We start from the raw sequence: 23,153 nt of genomic DNA on the forward strand, positions 1-23,153 counted from the left end.
ATGTAAGCTTTTTTTACTTGGCCCTGAAACGTCCCTATCCTTTCATTGTTATTTCCATTATACTGATAGTAGTATTTATTCTAGAAAAAGAGGGTGTATTATGGCTGATAAAAAAATAAGAACCCTATCAGAGACCGAAACATCGATAGTTTTTAATCATCCTTATTTAATTTTAACGTTTACAGAAAATGGTGAATTTATTTCACCTGATAATGAAAATAAATTAAAAACATTTTTGGGTTATACATCTCACCAGGAATTAAATTATAAACAGCTAATTTCAAATAAATCATATATGGCGCTTTCTAATGCTTTTAAAAATGCTTTGAAAGGAAGTACAGAAAGACTTGAGATAACAGTAAGTAAAAAAGACAAAAGTACCATGAATGTATTAGTAACCACCCTTCCTATTAGAAATACTAGTAACTTTGATGATGAAGTACACATAATAATTGAGGATTATACGGAGTTATTAAAATTAACACAACAATTAGAAGTCAAACAAAGTCATTTAACATTTGCGCAAGAGATTGCAGATATAGGAAGTTGGGAGTATTTTATTGAGAAAGACAGTTTATATTGCTCGGATCAATTTTATACGATCTTTGGTTATAATAAATTTGATGATGATTCAATGGAAAAACCCTTTGAATATATACATCCAGATGATTATGAAAGATTACGTTCGGATGTTAATGAAGCGATCAATAGAGGAACTAGTTATCAATCTGAATTCCGAATTTATCATGGGAACACTAACAAGCTACGCTACATAAAAGTAGAGGCTGAGTCAGTTCTCAAAGAAAATATACCTTATAAATTAGTAGGAATTGTTAAAGACGATACGGAAAAAAAACAGTTGGAAGACGAATTAACAAATGCAAATAATAACTTACGACATATTACTGATAACCTAAGTGCCGGTACTTGGATGAAAGAATTTAACTCGGGGAAGGTTAAGTTTCTATCCAAAGGACTGGAAGAAATTCTTCAAATTTCTTTAGACAAAATATATGAAGAACCTGCTGTGTGGGAGGGGATGATACATCCCGAGGACCGTAACGAAGTTGAAAAGCAGCAACAATTGTTGGTTGTTGGAGAGTCAATTAAGCATAAGTATCGAATCATCACCGGTGATGGGACGACAAAATGGATATTAGATCAAACTGTACCTTGGTTAAATGAAAAAGGAGAGCTTAAAGACCTTTTTGGTGTCATCGTAGATATTACAGCGGAAGTGGAAATGGAAAACAGGTTAAACTATATCGTTTCTCATGACCCGTTGACATCATTGCCAAACCAACGAAGTCTTTATGAAAAATTAGATATTATTTGTGGCTCTGAAGAAAATAAGTTTTCTATTTTATATTTGGATTTAGATCGGTTTAATATTATTAATGACTCATTGGGATACCAAGTGGGAGATGAAGTTTTAAAGCATGTTGCAAAACAGATAGTATCAATTATTCCAGAAAACACTTATGTAGCACGATTGAGTAGCAATGACTTTATCATTATTGTTCAAAATTACACTACTAAAGAAAATATAGTGAATTTAGCAGGAAAAATCATAAAGCAAATTGAGCAACCGTTCCACATTATGCAATATGATTTACATATCACAACAAGTATCGGAATTAGTTTTTTTCCTGAAGATGGTGATAATAAATTAACGTTGCTGGAAAATGCTCACTATGCGTTGTACCAAGCAAAGCAACAAGGGAAAAACAACTACAAACTGTATACGTTTGCTGGAGGGATATCTTCCTATAAACAATTAGTACTTGAAAAAGATATGCGAAAAGCAATAATCAATGAAGAGTTTGAAATGTATTATCAGCCACAAGTTGATGTACATAATGGGTTACTTCAAAGTGCAGAAGCATTAATTCGTTGGAATCATAAAGATTGGGGAATCGTATCTCCTGGAGAGTTTATCCCATTAGCAGAAGATAATCATTTAATCCACCAAATGACAGATTGGGTCATTACAAAGGTTTGCTCACAATTACGTGTATGGAAAATAAATGGTTACACAATACATCCTATTTCGATCAATATATCTCCTATTCGTTTTTTTAGAAAAGGTTTATTTGACTTAGTTAGGAAGCAACTTGAAATTAATCGTATACCGGCTAAATACTTAGAGTTTGAAATCACGGAACGATCTCTTTTAAAGCTAGAAAAAAATGTCCTCTCCACATTAGCAGCGATAAGAGAACTAGGTGTAAAAGTTTCGATTGATGATTTTGGTACAGGTTATGCATCATTAAATTATTTACGAGAATTCGATGCTGATATTTTAAAAATTGATCAAGTTTTTATTAAAAACATTGAGAGTGATAATAAAAAAGATGCAGCTATCGTTTCGTCTATTTTACATTTAGCGAAAGGGTTAAATATGAAAATTGTCGCTGAAGGTGTGGAAAAAATAGAACAACTTGAATTTTTAAAACAAAAAGACTGTGATTTGATTCAGGGATATTTGTTTTCGAAACCAGTTCCAACAAAAGCATTCGAACAAATTATGAAAACAGGTTATTTAATACCAATAAAAGAAAATCAAAAAGAAGTTCCTAAACAGGAAGGGAGAAAGTTTTATCGATTTGAATTTCTTCATTGTCTACAGGGGAAATTGGAGATCACGGAAGTAAACAAGAAACAAGTGAATTTAGCATCGTCGCTTATTTTGATAAAAGATATTAGTTTGGGTGGGATGAAACTTTTATCAACATTACTGTTACCTATTAACTCTCCTATTAAATTTATGTTCTATTTCACTTTACTGGATGTAGCGTTTGAAATAGAGGGGACGTTAATCTGGAAAAATGAGGTGCAAGATTCGACGATTTATTATGGGGCGAAGTTTGATATAAGTAAGCTCGATGAAAGTAAACTGGCAGATATAATAAATAAAATGATTGATTTACGTAACTTGAATGAAGAAATCCCAGGTACTGCGTTTATAGAAGAAGAAAGCAATTTTTATTTGAGAAGAGCTTCTTTGGAGTAGTGTATTTCTTTGTAATATCTAGTCAATATATTATTCTAAAAAACAGCACTCCCTTTAAAGATGGGGTGCTGTTAAAAGTATTACTCGTAAGATGGTATTATTTATCGGATTGTTCTAATTTACCTTGTTGATTTAATTTCATATCTAAAAACTGGCTAATTTCAATTACAAGTGGATCATCGATACGGCCTGCGCGATCTTTCACTTTATACATAAGGTCTCGAATAATATAGATGTCCTCACTGATCATTTTTAAAGAGTGTTCTTTGGACAATTTCAAACCACAGTCCCCCCTTTTAAATTGGTATTTCAGGAGTTATTTTCGGTAACTGGCTGACTTATCCGACTTAATATCGAACGTAGTCCCTATAGTTTTGCGTCGCAATCTTTCGAGAGCTTTGCCGTTTCGTAATAATGTAATTTGAAGCACACTCATACGAATAAGGTATTAGTAAAATAATAACATATTATCAGAATTTTCTCAATAGTGAACGTCATAAAATACGAATTATGTTATATTTTATCGATTAAATAGGTAGATTGGATAGTGGAAATTTACTAGTCATAAAAAAACCAAAATGATAAGAATGATAAGTTAAAGCAAAGAATGACTCAATATATCTTCATGTAGAACTAATTGAAACACGATTGCAATATTTCTATTACATAACTGTTATGTTCGTCTGTTAGTGTTTGGAATGGATAATAATAAAATGAGCCCAGATGTAGTTGACATCGATGGACACTATGAACTCTTAGGGGGAAGACAGTGTGCTGAAAAAATACACGTTAATAACGATTTTCTTTGGCTTGGCATTTTCTTTTATGGTCAGTGGAGTTCTTGCTACAGATGAACTTGAAAATGAACAGGAACAAATTCAGCAAGATCGTGAAGCAGTTCAGTCAGATATTTCTGATGCAGAGGTTTCACTTGTCGAATTGGTTCGAGAACTTCAGGAATTAAATAGTAACCTCTCAACTCTAAATGATGCGATTGAGGAAAATCAAAAGAAAATTGTTCAAACAGAAGAAATAATTGCAGAAAACGAGGCAGAGGTTGAGGAATTAGAATTGGATATTGAACGACTTCAAAACGATATTGATCAGCGTTTTGAATTGTTGAAGGACCGAGCAAGTTCTTACCAAAAGAATGGCGCTAGAAGTGATTCATACATTGAAGTTATTTTAGGTGCAGATAGTTTTGGTGACTTTGTGAGTCGGGTGATGACAATTTCGAAGATTGCCCAAGCAGATAACGACTTCATTGAGCAGTTAGAAATTAATCAGCAGGATTTAGAAAATGCGCAAACAAAATACGAAGAAAATCTCCTTGAGCTTGAAGAACAGGTCATTGAGCTTGAGGAGTTGCATGCAAATATCGATGACCAACGTGAAGCGACGAAACGAGTAAAAGATGAAGTGAAAGACAACGAGAAGGAACAAGAGTCCCTCATTACAGAATTAGTGGAAGAAGATAAAGATCTTGCTTCTCAAGAAGTCGCTATTCGTGAAAGTATTGAGGAAGAAGTTCGACGACAAGAAGAAGCTCGTTTAGCTGAAGAAGCAGCGCGTGAGGCGGAAGAGCAGAAAGCGCGCGAAGCTGAGAAGAAGGCTCAAGCTGAAAGAGCATTAGCTCGAGAGGCAGAAAATGAGAAACAAGCGCAAGCTGAAAAAGAAGAAGAAAGTCAAACAAATCAGAATAGCTCACCATCACCAAGTAGCTTAGATAGTAAGCCTAGTAGAGGAACTACAGAAAATTCTGGAGATTCTTCACCTAACTCAGAAGAAGGCAGTTGGGAAACCTTCTCCGCAACAGCATATACTGCGTATTGCACAGGATGTTCTGGAGTAACAAGGACGGGAATTGATTTACGAGCTGACCCGAATGCTAAAGTCATTGCGGTTGACCCAAGTGTAATCCCGCTTGGCTCCCGTGTAGAAGTGAAAGGCTATGGAACATATTTAGCGGCTGACACTGGTGGTGCAATCAATGGAAAGAAGATCGATATTTTTATGTCTGAAAACGTTGATGCAATGTCATTCGGACGAAGATCGGTGCAAGTAAGAGTTGTAAATTAAGGAAGTTCGTAAATAGAAACAAGCAGATTCTGTACAACATAGTTTAAGTGATTGTTTATAAAGATGGCTCATATATAATAAAATGGAAAAAACCTCTGCAGTTTCAAAGATACTTCAGAGGTTTTTTGTATTATATTTTAGGAATTATTTAAATTGAACTTAAGTTTATTAGTTAAGAATGTGCAAAGAAATGATGTTAGAACAGTTAAGAGTATTTATTAGTGAAGTAGTAACTTAATTTAATTTGAATAGGATTGTAGGTGCACGAATCAACATAGGTGATAATTTATCTTGCATAGAGCAGGAATATCGACAATAACAATCGAATAGAGAAGACAATGACTTGAATTGTGATTTTAAAACATATTTAATTTAAGGGGGAAATTAAAATGTATGATTTAAAAGACAAGGAACGGATATTTGTATTTACAGGACCTGATGGGTCTGGAAGGAAGACGATAGCAAAGCTTGTTGCACAGACCACTTTACAAATGAAAGGGGTTATTTCTTACACAACCCGTGTCCGCAGGCCATATGAGATTGCTGATCAGGATTATTACTTTATATCTGAGGCGGAGTTTGAAACCGCAAGTAATAGCGGAGAATTTCTAGAGAGTGTCCATATTAATGGCAATTCATATGGTATTAAAGAAAACGATGTTAGAAAAACATTTGCAGAAAAAGGCTGTATTTACCTTGTTCTAAATCGCGAGGGATCAGATATCGTAAAAGATTTATATGGGGACAAGGTAATTCGATTATTTATATATGCGGACCGCGATACTGTCTTATCGAGACAAAAGGAAAGAGGCGATGACTCAGAAATTATTAATCTTCACCTCAGTCACTACGATGAAGATATTGCTTACCAAAACAAATGTGAACATGCTTTTGAAAACTACAAGCTTGACCATACAGCATATGAAGTTACAAATGTCATTGAAGAGTATTTAGATTTAAAATTATCAGAAGATTGCTAATTCTAAAAGAGGAGGCAAATTTTCCGTTTTGTTTACTTATAATACGTCGGGTGTTTAAATATCTTACTGACACCAGACATATCTATAGCCGTTGCATTGGGGGTATCCTCGATACAACGGCTTTTTGTTAATTTGATAACCGATCTCTGAGTATTTCCAGCAATTTCATCGTAATTGGTCATCTGACGTCACCTAACAAAATAGGACGAATATAAAGTAGTAGAGGATGAGTCAGGAGGTGGAGTTGACTTTGACTGTGGAATATAACCAAGTGTCCGGAGCTTGGATTGTTGCAATTGGAACACTCATTTCTGCTTTTGGAGCGACGAGGGAATTAGTTGGTTTGAATGATATTAATAATCGAATTGCAACAATTGGGGAGGGGATGCAGGCTGTAGGAGCTATGTTAATAGGGACGGTTGCTACGGAATCTTCTTTAGAATTTGCTGGTAATTGGATAGATGGTATAGGTGCGGGTACGAGTTCATTTGCAACTTATTTGCAAGATACATCTGAAGAAACAGGAGAGGGTGGTATTCGTCTAGAAGTCTTAGGAAATTTATTTCAATCGATGGGAGCATCACTTAGTGCTCTTAGCAATTACAACGAAGGAGAACCTATATATTTTAAAGCGAATGTATTGCAAGCGTTAGGTGCTGGATTAGAAGCGATTGGTGCACTTTACGAATTAAATGAAAAAGCGGTTCAAGGTCAACCAATTACAGCGATTGGAGCGATATTACAAGCGAGCGGAGCAAACCTAAATGTAGTCTATATAACAAAAGAATTTGTAGGAGATTATTAAAAGCAAGTGGCAAATATAAAGAACGTCTTAAACGATGAGAGCAGATAGGGGCGAGAAGAATGAGGAACTACTTTTATAAAATTAAATAATAATTCTAGAATGAAATGCATACTACTAAACCTAGTTAGCTCTGCTTTTAAATATGAGTTTGAAGATATAGTGATAAAAACAAAATTTTATAGGAATAAATTAGGTGGAAAAATATGCATATTTTCACAGCGATAATAAGTGTCATTGCGGTTTATGGTTGGGGCGATTGGAGGAATTGGAAAAAGTATCATGCGACATTATTGTTTTTTGCGTTAGGAAATTTAATTTATAACTTTTACACAGCAAATTACTTTCTATGGCGAATGGACCCGAGTTTCGTACCACGTCATATTTTTACAGAAATGCTCTATACTTTAATTGTCTTTCCTGCTACTGGTATATTATTTTTAGGGAATTATCCTAACGTGGTTATAAAACAGATTTTACATATACTAAAGTGGATTACAATTTATGCTGTTTGGGAGTATGTATTCAGGTTAACTGGACATATTGACTATCAATATGGTTGGACATTAGGGTGGTCGATTGGATTTCTATTTGTGATGTTTCCTCTATTAAAGTTGCATGAAAAACATCCTTTACTAACATACATGATATCAGGGGTTGTGGCATTATTTGTATTATGGTGGTTTGATGTCCCTGTTCATCTACCTGTAGAAGAACGAGGCAACCGATAAGGGGGGACTCGAATGAGGAAAGCGACGTCCTGTAGTAAATTCGAGTGCCCTGTTTTAATAAAATTGTTTAGTGCTAGTGTTTCTAAGTTATTCGTACCAAAATGAAGGCAATATTTCTTTTTCTTTCTCCAGTAGCTCTTTAACTATTTGATCTGCATCAGCTATAGAGTGGACGAGAGGATCTGTAAGCATCGCTCTTCTAAGCTTTTCAAAACTTTGTTCAACGATAGCTTCTGCAGTTAGTTCATGCGTATCTAGGATGATTTCCTGCATTCCACGAAGACCTCTTGGCATTTCTCCAATTGAATATGGTTTGACTCCGTCCATGGAAATATCGCAAAGCAATTCAAGAAAAGCATCATCATTCATATTCGTGACAGCACCTTTGTTTAACGTGTTGATGTAGAAGGCTTTCCCTAATCCACCTACCATATTTTCAATGATGTCTGTTGCATGATCTGGCCCGAAAGTATTCATGTAGTCAGCAATTGGTATTTTACCGCTTATAAAATCATCAATTTGATTCCACATCTCATCATGACGCTTATACCGTTCATCCGTTTCCCATATGGATAACGGAGGGATTGATTCTTTGCTTTTCCCTAGACCTTGCCAAAAGCTGACGTATTCCTTTGTATGAGCAACACATGTGGAGACGTAACCATAAATTTTATACAATTCATAGCCAATTGCATCATTATGGATAGCTTTCGCGCCTTTATCACCTCCATTTGTGGCTGTTTCAGCATCATGTTTCAAGGATTCAGCTATGTGAGGCATCACATCTTTTCCATCGTACTCTGCTTTTAATAACCAAGTAAAATGATTTACACCCGCAATTTTAAAATCAAACTTGCGATCGATGTTATGATCATACTCATGTATATTATTAATAATTCCCGCGCGAACTGCGTAATTATGTTTTATGTGTGGCATATGCAGACTATCACAAAGAGCAATGCTTTTGAGACGAGGAGCATATTTGCTAATAGCGATTCCGTTAACCGAGGATGGATTGATATAATTAATCACCCAAGCGTCTGGACAGAGACCCTCAATATCTTTGACACATGCCATAATCTCAGGTAATTCACGCATCGTTCTAAAAATTCCTCCGGGACCTATCGTATCTCCTGAGCACATTCGTATGCCGTATTTTTCGGATACATCACAATCAATTCCTCTATATTTGACAGTATTATCAGCAAAGCTTAAAACGACAAAATCTGCCTCTTTTAAAACGTCTCTTCGATCTGTTGACCCCTCAACCACAAGCTTAATGTTATTTTCCTTAACAACCATTTTTGCTAAAGTAATTAATTTCGAGAGTCGTTCTTCATTCGTATCAACTAAGCTAAGTGTTCCTTGATTAAGATGAATAGAATGTACCATTTGCCATATCGCCTGTCTTCCAAAAAAAAGACTGCCTGCACCAATAATGACGACTTTCGGTTTACTTATAGATTTATTGTTCATGTAATCGCCTCCAACAAAATATATTAACTATAGTATATTTCAAAGAAAATAAATTGAAATATACTATAGTTCTACAAAGATGTCAAAAAGTACGATACAATTATTTAAGATAATCATGCCATACAATATTCAAAAAAAGATTTGTCTAAAAGTAAGGGGTTTGGATGAAATGGGAAGCGTAGATATATTTAACGATCTGTCAGAACATGTAAGCCTTCAAATCCATTCTTGCCAAAGGAATCACCATAATGGTGATTGGGCAGAAACTAAAGTACATAACGATTATGATTTATGGCTCATTGAATCAGGTCAAATTACATTAAAAACTGGAAACACGATAGCCACAGGTAAAAAGGGAGATTTAGTATTTTTTTATCCTCAAGCGCCATACACAGCATCTACCACTCAAGAAGGGTGTAAATTTATTTTTGTTCACTTTGATTTTGGCATCGGAAATCATTTCCGTATTCTTAATGACTTTAAGCTCTCAGGAATTATTCCTGGGAAAATTGTTTATGATGAATCCGTTCTGTTCCAACGATCGTTTGAACAATATGATAGAAATACAAGCATGTCACAACTTCGTCTGAAAAGTTGTTTTACACTATTAGTCACAAAGATTATTGAAAAATACGGTGATGGCGAATACAAAGGAGAATTCCTAGACGGACTTCCGCATGAACGAGAGCAGACTAAAAATTTATATTTATTAAATCCTGTTTTTAACTATATTCATGAGAATATTCACAAATCGCTGAAAATCTGTCAACTGGCTAGAATTGCTGGAGTTTCTGAAAAGTATTTCATTACATTTTTCAAAAAAAGTGTAGGGATGACACCAGGTAAATACATGAATCAATTAAAAATGAACAAGGCACGTGATTATTTATATCAGCGAAGGTATGCTGTAAATGAAATTGCAGAGTTACTTGGGTATCCAGATCTGTACACATTCTCTAAAGCTTTCAAAAAATATTATAAGGTATCACCTACTAAATTTTTATAGAAGATAACTCAATATAGATAGAAGAAATTCTTCTGTAATTCCTGTATAATTACAAAAAGGAGGAGCGCTTTTCTATCGAATTAAAAACTATTGAAAGCGATTACTATAATATTAGAAGGATGTGTAACATATGGCAATTCAGAAAATACACCATATAGGTGTAATGGTGTCTGATATGGAGGCATCGATCACTTTTTATCGTGAAGTTATCGGATTGGAACTTTTTAAGCGTTTGAACTTAGAAAATGTACCTCCGCTGGCATTTTTAGGTTTTCCTAATGCAAAAGAAACGACAGTAGAATTAGTTGAGGTTAAAGGTGCTAACTTCGCAGAAGAGGGGCGCGTTCATCATCTTGCTTTCGGAGTCGCAGATATCGAAGCAGAAGTTGAAAGGCTTAAAGACTTGAATGTTTCGTTTGTCAATGAAAATGTTAATACGATGTCAAATGGCTCTAAAAATATTTTCTTTTACGGTCCTGATCGAGAAAGAATTGAACTTTTTGAAGAATTGAATTAATTTTATCGCTAAAAAGTCCTATTTTTTGGGGCTTTTTTTAGATGGAAGCAGAAGGGACGGTTCTTTTGCTTCCTAAATAATTTTTGCATCAACAAGTATCTTCTTTGAATAGATTTTAGCTTTTTCGGGTAACTATCAATTATAATCAAAGTTTATAATTGGATCATAACTTCTCAAAAATGAAACCGCGACAAAAAAGGTTTCATGAAAGTTAATATAGAATAATTAGAAATAAATTATACGAAACTGTCAGGTGATAAGATGTTAGCAGTCCTAAAAAATAGTTTACAAGATTTCTATCTTTCTTATAAAAAATATCTCGCTTTTGCTTTACTTTATATGTTGGTAACAAGTATTATTTTTGTGCCATTCATTTCTTTTTTGTTTAATAGGGTTTTAAAGGCGATTGGAACCGGTTCTCTTCTAAATGCGGAAGTTTATCGGATCGGGTTAAGCTCTATTGGTTTGGCTGGGATGCTTTTAATAAGCTTCTTAATTGTCGTGATACTTTTCATTGAGTTTGGTGTCATGATAATCATTGCACAACAAACATATTTTAAAAAATACATACTTATTTCAGAGGCATTTGTTACGACATTAAGGAAATTACCTGCTCTAATAGGATTGGGGATCATTCCATTAATGTTTATTTTCTTTATGATCATACCGTTTATTGATTCACCTGTTTTCCCAGCACTGTTAGATTTTAATGCCTCGATTATTCTAACAGATCAAATCTATGGAATGTCTACAATCGTCATGTTGCTATTTATTGTAGTTTTCTTATTGGGTATTTTCTTTTTCACGCGATTGATTTTTACACTTCACTATATTTTTATTGAGAGAAATTCGGTGTGGAAAGCAATGAAACAGAGTTGGAAGATCACGAAATATAACAAACGGAATATTATCGTGACTATTTTAATGCTCAATGTCCTGTTTTATGTATCTGGTTTTCTTGTCGTTACCTTAATTTCCTTCATACCTAATCTGACAGAAATCACAATGCTTAGGCACCTCATTGACGATTATTTGCTAACATTCTCTAGTTTTACGGCAGTTATCATTTCATTGTTATTTCTACCTATTAATATCATTATCACTACGAGGTTATTTTTCCGCTTTAAGAAGCGCCGAGGTGAATTTATAAAAAATCAATTAATCGTTCATGAAGTAAATAGTTTAGCGAAATTTGAACATAAACTGACTCATTTTTTTACAAAAAGAAAATATACGTTGGTAGCTGTGGTCATCATCTATGTAACATCTGTATTTGCAATTAACTATTCAGTAAATGATCAGCTTGTCTATTTAAAGTGGAATGTGCAAGTTGCTGCCCATAGGGGGGATTTACATAGTGCACCGGAAAATTCATTAAGCAGCATTGAAGCTGCTGTTGAACAAGGAGTCGATGCGGTTGAAATCGATGTGATGATAACAACTGATGGTGTGATTGTGTTGCATCATGATGAAACACTCCAACGGCTAGCAGGTGTTCCTGACCGATTGGAAGATATGACGTACGAGGAAGTAGCGGAGGTCGATATTGGGCGACTTTATTCAAATGAGTTTATCGGAGAAACTATCCCGACTTTGAACGAGACACTGGAAATGATGAGTGAAGAGAACGTAAATGTCATCATCGATATCAAATTGAATGATATAGACAGAAGGAGTGAAATGGCAGTAGGAGTTGTTGATAGCATTGAAGAACATGATATGGAGGATACTGCCTACGTTCAAGCGTTTGATAACGAAATATTAAAGAAAATACGAAGCGGAAATAGCAATATCAAAATTGGTCAAATACTTTTTTTATCAGCAGGGAATTTAGAAAGTTTAGATGTAGATTTCTATACCATCAGGCAAACGATGCTTACAGAGAGATTTATTGAGAATGCGAAGGAGCAAGATCGCGAAGTATGGGTGTGGACCGTCAATATCCCGAGAAACATCAGCGCAGTACTGAAATATGACATCGATGGGATTATTACTGATTATCCCGAAAGAGTCCAACGTATGACAGGTTTGGAGTGACCGAAAAAGGGGGGAGCCTACAAAAATCCCCCAAAATTTCCTCAAATAATACGATAATACTATCTCTTCGGATTCGTTGAATTCCACTTCTTTTTTAAAGCAATATGATGTTATAAGTTCTAAATGCAAACTTGCCGCTGAATACTCGTCTAATTCGAAAATGGATTTGTTCGAATCGATCAGGCTCCTCATATTATTTATTTAGTAATGATTATTTTTCAACGCAAACAGTTCGTTTATGCTTATGAAGGATTTATTAAACTTTTAGAGAAGTAATTAGAAAAGGTTTATTTTTGGGGGAATTCTTCATAACGAAGGTTGAACAAAATGAATAAAGGTTCTGTAGGAGGAATGGTGATGACTCAAAAAGAAAGCGATTACATAAAAGTGCTGGAAGAGATCGAGGCAAATATCTCTCATTGTATTCTTGGTAAAACGGATGAAGTGAAGCTTATTATGACAGCACTTTTATCCAGCGGTCATATACTTATTGAAGGTGTTCCGGGTACAGGTAAAACAATGCTGATAAAGGCATTATCTAAAACGATTCAAGCTCAGTTTAAGCGGGTTCAATGCAATCCTGATTTACTTCCAACAGATATCACAGGTTTTTCTATCTATCATCCTAAAGATGAGAAGTTTGTCTTCAGACCAGGGCCAGTAATGACAAATTTTCTATTAGTTGATGAGATTAATCGAGCATCCACAAAAACACAATCAGCACTCCTTGAAGCAATGGAAGAAAAGCAAGTAACAGTAGATGGAGAGATACATCTGTTACCACAGCCTTTCTTTGTCATGGCGACACAAAATCCGATTGAGTTTGAAGGCACTTACCTATTGCCTGAGGCTCAATTAGACCGATTTATGATGAAGTTTACCCTTGGCTATCCAGATAAGAAAACAGAAAAAGAACTTGTGTTTGCTCAAACAGCAAAGGGCCCATTAGATGACTTAAAAATCATCACTGATCTGGTGTCGATTGAAAAAATCCAAGAACATGTACGAAGTGTACACATTTCTGAAAGTATCGTGGACTACATATTAACGATTGTTGAACAGACGAGAAATCATTCAACGATTTTTTTAGGAGTGAGTCCAAGAGGAACCTTAGCGCTCATGCGTGCGGTCAAGGCATTTGCTTATATTAATAAACGTGATTTTGTCACTCCAGACGACGTTAAATTTCTTGTCCCTTATGTGCTTCATCACCGAATCATTCTTGAGACTGAGGCACTAATGAGCGAGGTTACGGTGGAAACAACGATGCAATCTATCATGGATAATGTCGATGTGCCGGTAAGATTGGAGCAGTGATGTGATGTTGCAGGAATTCAAGCAATGGATGCCTAAGGGGCAACAACTATTATTCTGGGGAGTATTGATTGTGTGGATGAGCAGCCTTCTATTTCTTTTGTTTTCTGGTGGTAAACTGGGAGCCCTTATGTTCTTTATTACGACAATTTTAACTGCTTATCTTCTTTTATTAGCTAGATGGAGTGGAATAAATGATATTGTAGGAAAAAGAATTTCTAATAATCTGAATGAAAAACATCGTTTGGAGACGGGAGATTCGATTCATTTGAAAACAATTTTTTCGATTCCTGGATTTTGGCCTATTCCGTATATTTTTATAAGAGATCAATTGATTCACCATCAGTTAGGTACTAAAATCTATCAATCATCTTTTGTTCCCGATTTTGATCGAAATGGATATATTGAATTTACAGTCCCAGACTTAATGCGTGGAAGTTATAAATTTGGCCAAACAGAATGTTCGACAGGTGATCTTTTAAATTTGTTTGAACATAAAAGTTTTCTTAACCTTCCTAGTCAATTTAATGTGTACCCTAAAACGATACGTATAAGAGAGTGGCCAGACGTATCCTTGTTAAAAAAGTCGATATTTCGTAATGCATCAGCTTCTAGGTATCAAAAGGAGACGAACCAAATAGATGGGGTAAGAGAGTATGTCCATGGGGATCGTCTGTCTAGAATTCACTGGAATGCGTCTGCTAAAACAGGAGAATTGAAATCAAAGGAATTTATAAGAGAATCTATACCAAAAATCCTACTTATAATCGATCAATTCTATGACGCTTATGATGATGATAAGCAATTTGAATTGGCTGTATCAGCGACAGCTTCGATGATTAATTATATTAGTAAACAGCAAATACCTGTTGGGTTATTCTCTCCTGGTAAAAAGGTTCGTTACTTTAAACCGAAACATGGAGGGGCAAACCGCCATAGGTTAGAAGATCATTTATTGTATGTAAGCTCTGATGGAGATATACCCATCCAAGAAGCACTGCTTAACCAAAGATTACAACGATTACAAGGAAGCCTTGTTGTCGTGATTACGCCTGTTGCTGACGATCATATATTTCATCGGTTACGCTGGCTGAAAAAGATGAAACTTCAACCATGTCACATTTTACTTTCCTCACAAGCGAGCAGAGAGAACGAGAAGTGGAAACATCGATTACAAGTCGAGCAAATTAGTTCTTATAAAATAAGATCTTTAGAAGAATTGCCAGTGGCATTGAGGGGGAGCAACCATGAAAGTAGTGGATAGACTCCAACGAAGTGTCATTTTATTAACTGGTGTTTTCCTGTACTCTTTATTAACTTGGCTTTCAGAATACTGGCAATCAGACACAAAATTAATCGTTATTTGGGTATTGATTATAACTTGTATCGTTGAAATGTTTGTTCCGTTTAAAAAAGGAATACGCTGGATGTTTACGTTACTACTTAGTTTTCTTTTATTACTTATTGTCCTTGATTGGCGGATTATTCTTCCCCAAGAAAATTCGAGTGAAGCTATCATAGCAAACTTGTGGCAGAATGTGTATCAACTTGAAGTGGCATTTCCATTTATTGGTTTTGTTCTAGGGACGTGGCTCATCTATTTGGTGATGATAAGGTGGTTTGAATCGAAAAGCAGAGCATTAGCTACGATTTTAATTGGCGCGATTACCTTAACCGTAATTGATACATTCACGTCATTAAATTTATGGATTGATATCCTCTTTATGATTAGTGCAGTTCTTTTACTTCTTGTCGTTCACCACTTTAAAGTTCTCAGAAAGAAAAGTCCTGAAGGATGGAATCATTTGAAGGATTATCCTGAAACAGTTATTGTCCCTATAATTATTTTTTTCCTAGTAGTATTCATTGTAAGTATTACGACGCCAAATGTGCAGCCATTGCTTACAGATCCTTACACTGCTTGGAAAAAATATAAGGGAGAAGAAGCGATGATATCGAGGTATACGGATCCTGGGGATCGTGACCTTGCAGATAGAAGAAAAACGATATCTGGCTATAGTCGTGATGATAGTCTGTTAGGGGGAGGGTTTGTTTATGATTATTCTCTAATTATGACTGTAGAAACGTCAAATCCATCCTATTATCGCGGGGAGACGCGTGATTTTTACAATGGGACAGGATGGGAAGTTGGAAATGTAAATGAACATTTTGCTGGGTTTAGGGTCCTCCCAAGTGAAGGAGAGCAAAAGCTTTCTAATGATGTTGACAATTCTTATATTGACCGAACGTTATTAGAAACAAAAGAGATATCTCAAACGATCAATTTTTCTGAAAATACAGCTTATAAGGGTCATGTGTTATTTGGAGCATATGGCATGGAATCGATTGAAATTGTCGAGTTAGAAGATCGAGAAAGCGGAATCGACTTTGACTATGAACTTGATTATCATGAAGATGCGTATGTTCAAACACCGATTCTGTGGTTAGAAAATGTCGAAGAGTTACATTATTTGGATGAGACTGGGATGTTTCCTAAAGAATATACAGTGACTTCAGAGGTGCCGTTAATTGATGAGGATGGGTTAAGAGATGCGCCTTCGATTGACGGAGAAAAAGATGTTTGGGAGAGATTTTTACAATTACCGAATGATTTGCCGGAGAGGGTATCTGAGCTTTCAGAGGAGATAGTTGTTAATCAAACGAATCCATATGATCAAGTGAAAGCGATTGAAGCGTACTTGAAGGAGACATTTGACTATACGAATGAACCCGATGAAACTCGTGGAGACAGTAATGATTTTGTTGATCAATTTTTATTTGAAGTTCAGGAAGGATATTGCGATTATTTTTCGACTGCGATGGTAGTCTTGACGAGGTCGCTTGATATCCCTGCTAGATGGGTAAAAGGATTTACGCAAGGATCGAGAAATGATGAAATGGATCAGTACTACTATCAAGGAGTCGATGATCCGTTTGGTCCTGGTGAATATCATGTTCGAAATTCAAATGCTCATTCTTGGGTTGAAGTTTATTTTGAAGGATATGGTTGGATTCCTTTTGAACCAACACCAACTTTTTCAGCACCGACATTAGAAGTGCAAGATGACACAGATCCTTTGATCGAAATAGACGAAGTTGAAGGAGATGTTTCTGGTATAGATAATGAAAGGTCACTGGCGCTAGGAACGATTTTACAATATATACTAATCGTCGTTGGTGTTGCAGCTCTTACTGTGATATTGGTGCTGTTGTTAAAACGGAAAAATCGATTTTGGCGGTATTTTTGGAAGGGACGAAGTGCAAAGTCGGTGAATCATAAAATTGTTTTTGAAGTAGAACAATTCCTTCATTACGGGGGTAAACAAGGGTATAAACGATTAGAACATGAAACGCTGCAGGAAACGATGACTCAATGGGTGGGGCAGAGTAGATTATTAGAATCCGATTTAAGAGAGGTCGTCATCCTTTTTGAAAAAGCGAAATATGGCGATAGTCAGTTGTCAGAAAATGAATTATTGCTTATCCAAGAAAAAGTTCGGAATTTAAGACAACAAATGAAAAAGTAAGTAGCAAAGAAGGGTGCTTCCTTTTCGAAAAACAAAATTTTCTGTTTCTGGAATTAAATATAGTTACTATGTAATGGACGAGGATTGGCTCAGATGTGAGATTATCCTCGTCTATTAATTTTATCCTAAAGAGCGATTTTTCTAGCGAACAGGGTTTGTCGACCTTCTTGTTGATTTTCTTCATAGTAGAGAATCTCCCATCCGTCGAATACAGCAAGTAATTCTTGAGGACGAAGCTTGTACTGATTGGACACATTTTCTTGGTGATTGACGTGAGAAAGATAGAACGTTTCCATGAAAATATAGCCATTTTCCTTTATGATCGACTTTGCAAGCGGAAAAATCTCTCGGTTTAAGAAGTAAGTGATAATGACTAGGTCAATTGAGTTCTCAGGCAAATCAAGATTGCTCGACTGTGTAAGATCACAAGTACGTGCTTGTAGGGTTAGTTGTTGCTGAGAAGCCTGTTCATTTAAGTGTGCCACGGCAATTTCAGAAATATCAAATGCTCTCACATCATAGTTTAATTTAGCAAGGAACAAACTATTCTCACCTAGTCCGCTGGCAAAATCAACTGCTACACCTCCGTCTAAATAAGCGGTAAGGTTCTTTAAGCGAGTATTCGGTCCGGTCTCTTTATATTGTTCTAAGCGAGATGAGTGCTTCCGATTCCATTTATTTTTTGAGTCCACGTTCTACCTCCTTTTAGTGTTGGTTCGTTCATATTATGACTTGCTCGATTTAAAAAAGGAGCATAAACTGCTCCTTAGTAATAACCTTTAGTCATTTCTTCCATCACCCAATTTGTTCTTGCGGCGGTCTCTCCAGTACTTGGTGATCTTCCTTTTCCGAGCAATTCCTCAACAATCGTCGTGATGAGTGGTTGTTGGATGTGTGGGGGTCGATCAAATGTCCATTCTTGTTTACTTGATTCGGTAATTAATTGAACAGGCTCGTGACCAAATGTCGAAAACACGAGTTTCCCCTTTGATCCGACGATTTCATTTATATCTTCGTTTTCATATGAAGAGAAGCACCATGTACCTGTTCCATGCACGCCAGATTCAAACAGGTACGTTCCTGTAACTATATCTTCTGCTTCGTATGCATGAAGTTGATTTGTTGCGAATCCTTTCACTTCTTTCATAGAGCCAAGCAGAAAATCTAAAATATCTAACGTATGACTTGCTACATCAAAAAACAATCCACCTCCAGCAATGGCAGGATCTACGCGCCACGGTGTATCTTTATCAGCGACATTTAATGATTTTTGAAATTGAGTTGTTTTGACAAAGCGAGGATCACCAATTTCTCCTTTGTCGAGTAATTCTTTTATTTTTAAAAATTTTGGTAATGCTCTACGATAATAAGCAACAAATAACGGTGTATTTGCTTTTTTGCATGCATCGACCATATCCAAACATTGTTGATAATCTGTTGCCATTGGTTTTTCTACATAGACAGGTTTTCTGTATTTCGCAGCAAGTAATGTGTACTCTTTATGAAAAGCAGGCGGAGTAGCGATATAAATCGCATCCACTTCGTCATCGGAAACTAATTTCTCTGCATCGCTATACCATGCAGGGACATGATGCCGAATCGCATAATCTTTAGCTAGTTCACCATTTCTTCTCATAACCGCTTGAAGTTCTGATTGTGGAATTTTTTGAAAAGCTGGTCCGCTCTTGACTTCTGTCACATCTCCGCAACCAATGATGCCCCAACGAATGTTTGATTTCATGTTTATCATCCTTTTTTGTTTAATCATACCAAAAATATCGTGGTGGGAGGTAAATATAATTAGAGTTGACGGACGTGATGTTTGATCAGGTAAAAACAGCGAAGATATCATTAGAATAAGGCGCTACGAATAAAAGTTGGGAGAAAGCAGACGCTATATAAATCGTGACTAATTCCGAAAAAGAAGGGAGCTCATCAAATGGAAAATAATCAAATGACATATGGAAGTGATTACAAAACGTTGCCAATAACATCACTAACAAGTGGAATTGGAGTAGAAGTATTAACTGATTTGTTTTGTTATAATGTTCAAATTGTCAATATTGTTTTAGTAGGGACACCTGATAGTAGCGAGTTTGTATTGATTGATGCTGGTATGCCAGGATCAGCGGAAAATATCATTTCAACTATTGAGGAAAGGTTCGGCACAAATGCCAAGCCAAAAGCGATTATCTTAACCCACGGGCATTTTGACCACGTTGGTGCCATCCTTGAATTAGTGGAAAAGTGGGGTGTCCCTGTTTATGCACATGAGTTGGAGATTCCTTTCCTAACTGGGCAAAAGAGTTATCCAGATCCTGACCCAACTGTAGAAGGTGGGGTGGTAGCAAAAATGTCTGCCCTGTTTCCAAATGAGCCGATAAATTTAGGGGCGATCGTTGAATCGTTACCTTCTAACGGAAATGTTCCGGAATTGCCAGATTTTAAGTGGCATCATACTCCAGGGCATACTCCGGGTCATATTTCTCTTTTCAGGGAAGAGGATCGCGCATTAATTGTAGGAGATGCGTTTGTTACCGTCAAACAAGAGTCTTTGTATGCTGTCTTAACACAAGAACAAGAGATCAGTGGACCACCGAGGTACTTAACCCCTGATTGGCAAACTTCTTGGACTTCTGTAAAAAAACTAGAAGCATTAAAACCTTCTTTTGCGATAACGGGTCATGGCTTGCCGATGGCGAGGGAGTTACTTGCGAGTAATTTAAAGAAGCTTGCGGAAGATTTTGAGCAAATCGCTATTCCTGATCACGGCAAATATGTGTAAAATTCTCGATAGATTCGTTAGATAAATAACTAGACATCAGTATGGGATAAACATAAAAAACCTCTGACACGTGATGAATTAACACATCACAATGCTTCAAAGGTTTTTTTATGGTTAAGAAAAAGTTTCTAATAATACATCAATATGTTAAAAGTATCTTCGTTATATATTTTTATCATCGATGAACAACAACATATTATATAACTTTAACATCAGGAATGTGGGTACTTTAATAGCTATTAGAAAGGGTTTGTTTTTCAAAAACGAGCCATTATGTATCATTAATTGGTCAAATATCAAAATTTCTTACGTTCTTCATATTTACTTGGTAAACTAGTCTTACTCGATTTCGAAAATTTAAGTTTCAAATATGACAGAAAAATAGTAATCTATTAATAACCAGATATCTTACAAAGGCAGGTATACTTCATGAAATTCAAAAGTATCGGTATCCTTCTATTTATTGCATTGTTTTTCTCATCCTATGCAACACCCTATGCTCATCCGGATGAAAAGCCGAATATAACTAGCGAAGCAGCAATTCTAATCGATGGAAAATCAGGTCAGATTCTTTTCGAGAAAAACGCTTCAAGACAAATGTATCCTGCTAGTATAACGAAAATGATTACAGGATTGGTTGCGATTGAAAAAGGTAATTTATCAGATATTGTTTCAGTAAGCAAAAAAGCGACGGAAGTAATCGGAACGAGTGTATATTTATTGGAGGATGAAGAAGTAACTTTGGAGCGTTTGGTGAAAGGACTTCTAATAAATTCAGGTAACGATGCCGGGGCAGCGATTGCAGAGCATATTTCAGGAAGTCAACGAATTTTCTCTGCAGAAATGAATAACTTTGTTGAATCAAAAATAGGTGTATACGACTCCAACTTTACTAACCCTCATGGATTATTTGATGAGAATCACTATACAACGGCATACGATATGGCTAAAATTGCACAGTATGCGATGGGAAATGACTTATTCAAAGAGATAGTAGGTACGAGAGAGTTAGAGTGGAGCGGTGAAGGGTGGGAAACGACTCTTTATAATCATCACCGTCTTCTTGGTCATTTAGAAGGAGTTACAGGTATTAAAAATGGGTACGTATCAAAGGCGGGTTTCACATTGGTTACCTCAGCCGAACGAAATGGTGCTGAGTTAATTGCTGTAACGTTAAACGCACCAACAAACCAAAAAAGTTATGATGATACAACGAAGTTACTAAATCAAGGATTTAAGAATTATGCAAAGATAATCTATCAAGACTTTTTAAACGAAGCACGTAAATTTCAAAAAACGCCTCAGGTGCCACTATTTCCTTATGAAATACTGCTTCTGAACATGGATTTTTCATCAGGATTGTAACGAACCTATCAGTTTTTATTTGATAGGGTAGTAAAGATGGACATATAATACGATTATTAAAAATATGGTGATACTATCTTGCATTTCTAAATCCACAGGTGGTTATCACATGAAAAAGTATAGAGAAAATGATATGAATGAACCAAAAGGTAACGATACTCTTAAGGATTTAAAGGGTGATATTAACGCTGGGGTTATTGTGGCAATTATGATTATCCCGCAAAGTATGGGCTATGCAATGATTGCTGGATTACCACCGATCATCGGCTTATATAGTGCAACAATTCCAATGATGATTTATGCCTTCTTTGCGTCTTCGCGTCATGTCTCTGTTGGCCCAGTAGCGATTGTTTCTATATTAGTGTTATCAGGAGTGTCTGCGGTAGAAACGCCAGGGACAGTCGAATATTTCGCCCTCGTTCTATTGCTTGCTTTTATGACAGGAGTTATTCAAGTATTGATGGGGTGGTTGAATTTAGGGTATTTATTTATGAGCATACCTCACTCTATCATTAGTGGCTTTATTTCTGCTGCTGCATTGATCATCGGTTTCAGTCAATTTCCTTATCTATTAGATGTTCAAACAACAAATGGAAGTAATTTATTTAATAATTTTATAGAGCTGACTAAAAAGATTGAGGATGTTAATTTACCTACGTTAATCATTAGCTTATGTTCCATGACACTATTAATTTTCTGTAAAAATAATTTCCCTCGTTTTCCAGCACAGTTATTCGTTATCATTGGAAGTATCGGCGCAGTTTTTTCTTTCAATTTAGTTGGCGCAGGGGTTTCAATTGTTGGAGAAATCCCTAGAGGTTTCCCTAGTATAACGATACCTGTATTAAACGTTGAAGCAGCAAAAGCACTCTTGCCGATTGCTTTAACGATAGCAATTATTGGTTACGTGGAATCGATTGCGATGGCTAAATTAATAGCTAAAAAAGTAGGGTACAAGATTAATCCAAATGAAGAATTAGTTGCACTTGGGGCAGCGAATCTTTCAAGTGCATTTTTTTCAGGTTACCCAGTGGCAGGTGGTGTTTCAAGGTCCGCGGTAAATCATCAAGCAGGAGCAAACTCTAGAATATCCTCGTTTATCACGGCAAGTTTAGTTTTGCTGATCGTATTATTTCTCTCCCCTCTATTTTATTATTTACCCAAAGCAGCTTTAGCATCGATTATTGTCGTAGCCATTTCAAGTTTAATTGACTTTAAATATATGAAAGAAGCTTTTTATGAGAATAGAACAGCAGGAATAACCTTGCTAATAACATTTTTTAGTTCGATTATTTATGGGATTGAGAAAGGGTTTGTCATAGGTTTAAGTGTAGTTATCATTATGTATATAGTGAAGCTTTTTAAGCGAAATATTGTATAGGCTTATGGAAAATAGAGCAACACAGATATTATATCAATCAGGATACTTCTAAATGTTCAATAATTTGTTGAAATTTTACAAATATACTCAGTTAGTTATCGTGTATACTTTGATTATAGTTAATAAACAAAAAGACACAA

At 35.8% G+C, this 23,153-nt stretch carries 19 protein-coding genes and 1 riboswitch; of the genes, 14 read left to right on the plus strand and 5 right to left on the minus strand.

Annotated features, from left to right (window positions below):
* Nucleotides 1-100 precede the first annotated feature (100 nt).
* Nucleotides 101-3,013 carry an EAL domain-containing protein gene (locus tag ACM26V_RS02530; protein ID WP_416149895.1) on the plus strand — a complete coding sequence of 971 codons (2,913 nt, stop codon included), beginning with the start codon at nucleotides 101-103 and terminating at the stop codon, nucleotides 3,011-3,013.
* Nucleotides 3,014-3,110: 97 nt separating this feature from the next.
* Here ACM26V_RS02530 and ACM26V_RS02535 read toward each other — a convergent pair whose 3' ends face one another.
* Nucleotides 3,111-3,293, minus strand: a complete 183-nt coding sequence (locus tag ACM26V_RS02535) for a hypothetical protein (RefSeq protein ID WP_416149896.1) — start codon at nucleotides 3,291-3,293, stop codon at nucleotides 3,111-3,113.
* 41 nt (nucleotides 3,294-3,334) lie between these two features.
* Nucleotides 3,335-3,426: riboswitch (cyclic di-GMP riboswitch) on the minus strand.
* A gap of 358 nt (nucleotides 3,427-3,784) precedes the next feature.
* Here ACM26V_RS02535 and ACM26V_RS02540 point away from each other — a divergent pair.
* Nucleotides 3,785-5,092: a 3D domain-containing protein gene (locus ACM26V_RS02540; RefSeq protein ID WP_416149897.1), complete on the plus strand. Its 1,308-nt coding sequence runs from the start codon at nucleotides 3,785-3,787 to the stop codon at nucleotides 5,090-5,092.
* 389 nt (nucleotides 5,093-5,481) lie between these two features.
* Complete coding sequence (locus ACM26V_RS02545; RefSeq protein ID WP_416149898.1) at nucleotides 5,482-6,072, plus strand: guanylate kinase; 591 nt, start codon at nucleotides 5,482-5,484, stop codon at nucleotides 6,070-6,072.
* A 32-nt stretch (nucleotides 6,073-6,104) separates the two neighbouring features.
* Here ACM26V_RS02545 and ACM26V_RS02550 read toward each other — a convergent pair whose 3' ends face one another.
* Nucleotides 6,105-6,254, minus strand: coding sequence for a hypothetical protein (locus ACM26V_RS02550; protein ID WP_416149899.1), 150 nt, complete (start codon nucleotides 6,252-6,254; stop codon nucleotides 6,105-6,107).
* A gap of 74 nt (nucleotides 6,255-6,328) precedes the next feature.
* On the opposite strand from ACM26V_RS02550, the gene ACM26V_RS02555 reads away from it, so the two are divergent.
* Entirely contained in the window at nucleotides 6,329-6,877 is a 549-nt protein-coding gene (locus tag ACM26V_RS02555; protein ID WP_416151773.1) for a DUF6944 family repetitive protein, read from the plus strand.
* A 203-nt stretch (nucleotides 6,878-7,080) separates the two neighbouring features.
* On the plus strand, nucleotides 7,081-7,605 hold the full coding sequence (locus tag ACM26V_RS02560) for a CBO0543 family protein (protein ID WP_416149900.1): 525 nt from the start codon (nucleotides 7,081-7,083) through the stop codon (nucleotides 7,603-7,605).
* Nucleotides 7,606-7,692: 87 nt separating this feature from the next.
* Here the strand turns inward: ACM26V_RS02560 and ACM26V_RS02565 are convergent, their stop codons facing one another.
* A complete protein-coding gene (locus ACM26V_RS02565) occupies nucleotides 7,693-9,081 on the minus strand; it encodes a glycoside hydrolase family 4 (protein ID WP_416149901.1) in 1,389 nt (462 codons plus the stop codon).
* A 169-nt stretch (nucleotides 9,082-9,250) separates the two neighbouring features.
* Here ACM26V_RS02565 and ACM26V_RS02570 point away from each other — a divergent pair, with 169 nt between their 5' ends.
* The 6 genes from ACM26V_RS02570 to ACM26V_RS02595 all read left to right on the plus strand — a co-directional run bounded on the left by ACM26V_RS02570 (nucleotide 9,251) and on the right by ACM26V_RS02595 (nucleotide 17,482).
* Nucleotides 9,251-10,087, plus strand: a complete 837-nt coding sequence (locus ACM26V_RS02570; RefSeq protein WP_416149902.1) for a helix-turn-helix transcriptional regulator — start codon at nucleotides 9,251-9,253, stop codon at nucleotides 10,085-10,087.
* Between the two features lie 130 nt (nucleotides 10,088-10,217).
* Nucleotides 10,218-10,604 (plus strand): VOC family protein, encoded by a 387-nt coding sequence (locus ACM26V_RS02575; RefSeq protein ID WP_416149903.1) that lies wholly within the window; start codon nucleotides 10,218-10,220, stop codon nucleotides 10,602-10,604.
* 261 nt (nucleotides 10,605-10,865) lie between these two features.
* Complete coding sequence (locus ACM26V_RS02580; RefSeq protein ID WP_416149904.1) at nucleotides 10,866-12,641, plus strand: glycerophosphodiester phosphodiesterase family protein; 1,776 nt, start codon at nucleotides 10,866-10,868, stop codon at nucleotides 12,639-12,641.
* A 357-nt stretch (nucleotides 12,642-12,998) separates the two neighbouring features.
* Entirely contained in the window at nucleotides 12,999-13,958 is a 960-nt protein-coding gene (locus ACM26V_RS02585; RefSeq protein ID WP_416149905.1) for an AAA family ATPase, read from the plus strand.
* Between the two features lie 4 nt (nucleotides 13,959-13,962).
* On the plus strand, nucleotides 13,963-15,219 hold the full coding sequence (locus ACM26V_RS02590) for a DUF58 domain-containing protein (protein ID WP_416149906.1): 1,257 nt from the start codon (nucleotides 13,963-13,965) through the stop codon (nucleotides 15,217-15,219).
* Complete coding sequence (locus tag ACM26V_RS02595) at nucleotides 15,203-17,482, plus strand: transglutaminase-like domain-containing protein (protein WP_416149907.1); 2,280 nt, start codon at nucleotides 15,203-15,205, stop codon at nucleotides 17,480-17,482. Before ACM26V_RS02590 ends, ACM26V_RS02595 begins: the two co-directional genes overlap by 17 nt.
* A gap of 125 nt (nucleotides 17,483-17,607) precedes the next feature.
* Here the strand turns inward: ACM26V_RS02595 and ACM26V_RS02600 are convergent, their stop codons facing one another.
* Both ACM26V_RS02600 and ACM26V_RS02605 read right to left on the minus strand, forming a co-directional pair.
* On the minus strand, nucleotides 17,608-18,174 hold the full coding sequence (locus ACM26V_RS02600; RefSeq protein WP_416149908.1) for a methyltransferase domain-containing protein: 567 nt from the start codon (nucleotides 18,172-18,174) through the stop codon (nucleotides 17,608-17,610).
* 74 nt (nucleotides 18,175-18,248) lie between these two features.
* Nucleotides 18,249-19,223 (minus strand): Gfo/Idh/MocA family protein, encoded by a 975-nt coding sequence (locus ACM26V_RS02605; protein WP_416149909.1) that lies wholly within the window; start codon nucleotides 19,221-19,223, stop codon nucleotides 18,249-18,251.
* A gap of 198 nt (nucleotides 19,224-19,421) precedes the next feature.
* On the opposite strand from ACM26V_RS02605, the gene ACM26V_RS02610 reads away from it, so the two are divergent.
* The 3 genes from ACM26V_RS02610 (at nucleotide 19,422) to ACM26V_RS02620 (ending at nucleotide 23,013) form a co-directional block, all read left to right on the plus strand.
* Entirely contained in the window at nucleotides 19,422-20,267 is an 846-nt protein-coding gene (locus ACM26V_RS02610; protein ID WP_416149910.1) for an MBL fold metallo-hydrolase, read from the plus strand.
* Between the two features lie 429 nt (nucleotides 20,268-20,696).
* On the plus strand, nucleotides 20,697-21,632 hold the full coding sequence (locus tag ACM26V_RS02615; protein WP_416149911.1) for a D-alanyl-D-alanine carboxypeptidase family protein: 936 nt from the start codon (nucleotides 20,697-20,699) through the stop codon (nucleotides 21,630-21,632).
* Between the two features lie 109 nt (nucleotides 21,633-21,741).
* Nucleotides 21,742-23,013: a SulP family inorganic anion transporter gene (locus tag ACM26V_RS02620; protein WP_416149912.1), complete on the plus strand. Its 1,272-nt coding sequence runs from the start codon at nucleotides 21,742-21,744 to the stop codon at nucleotides 23,011-23,013.
* Nucleotides 23,014-23,153 lie beyond the last annotated feature (140 nt).

It is taken from the genome of Salipaludibacillus sp. HK11, assembly GCF_047795645.1.
Classification (GTDB): Bacteria; Bacillota; Bacilli; order Bacillales; family Salisediminibacteriaceae; genus Salipaludibacillus.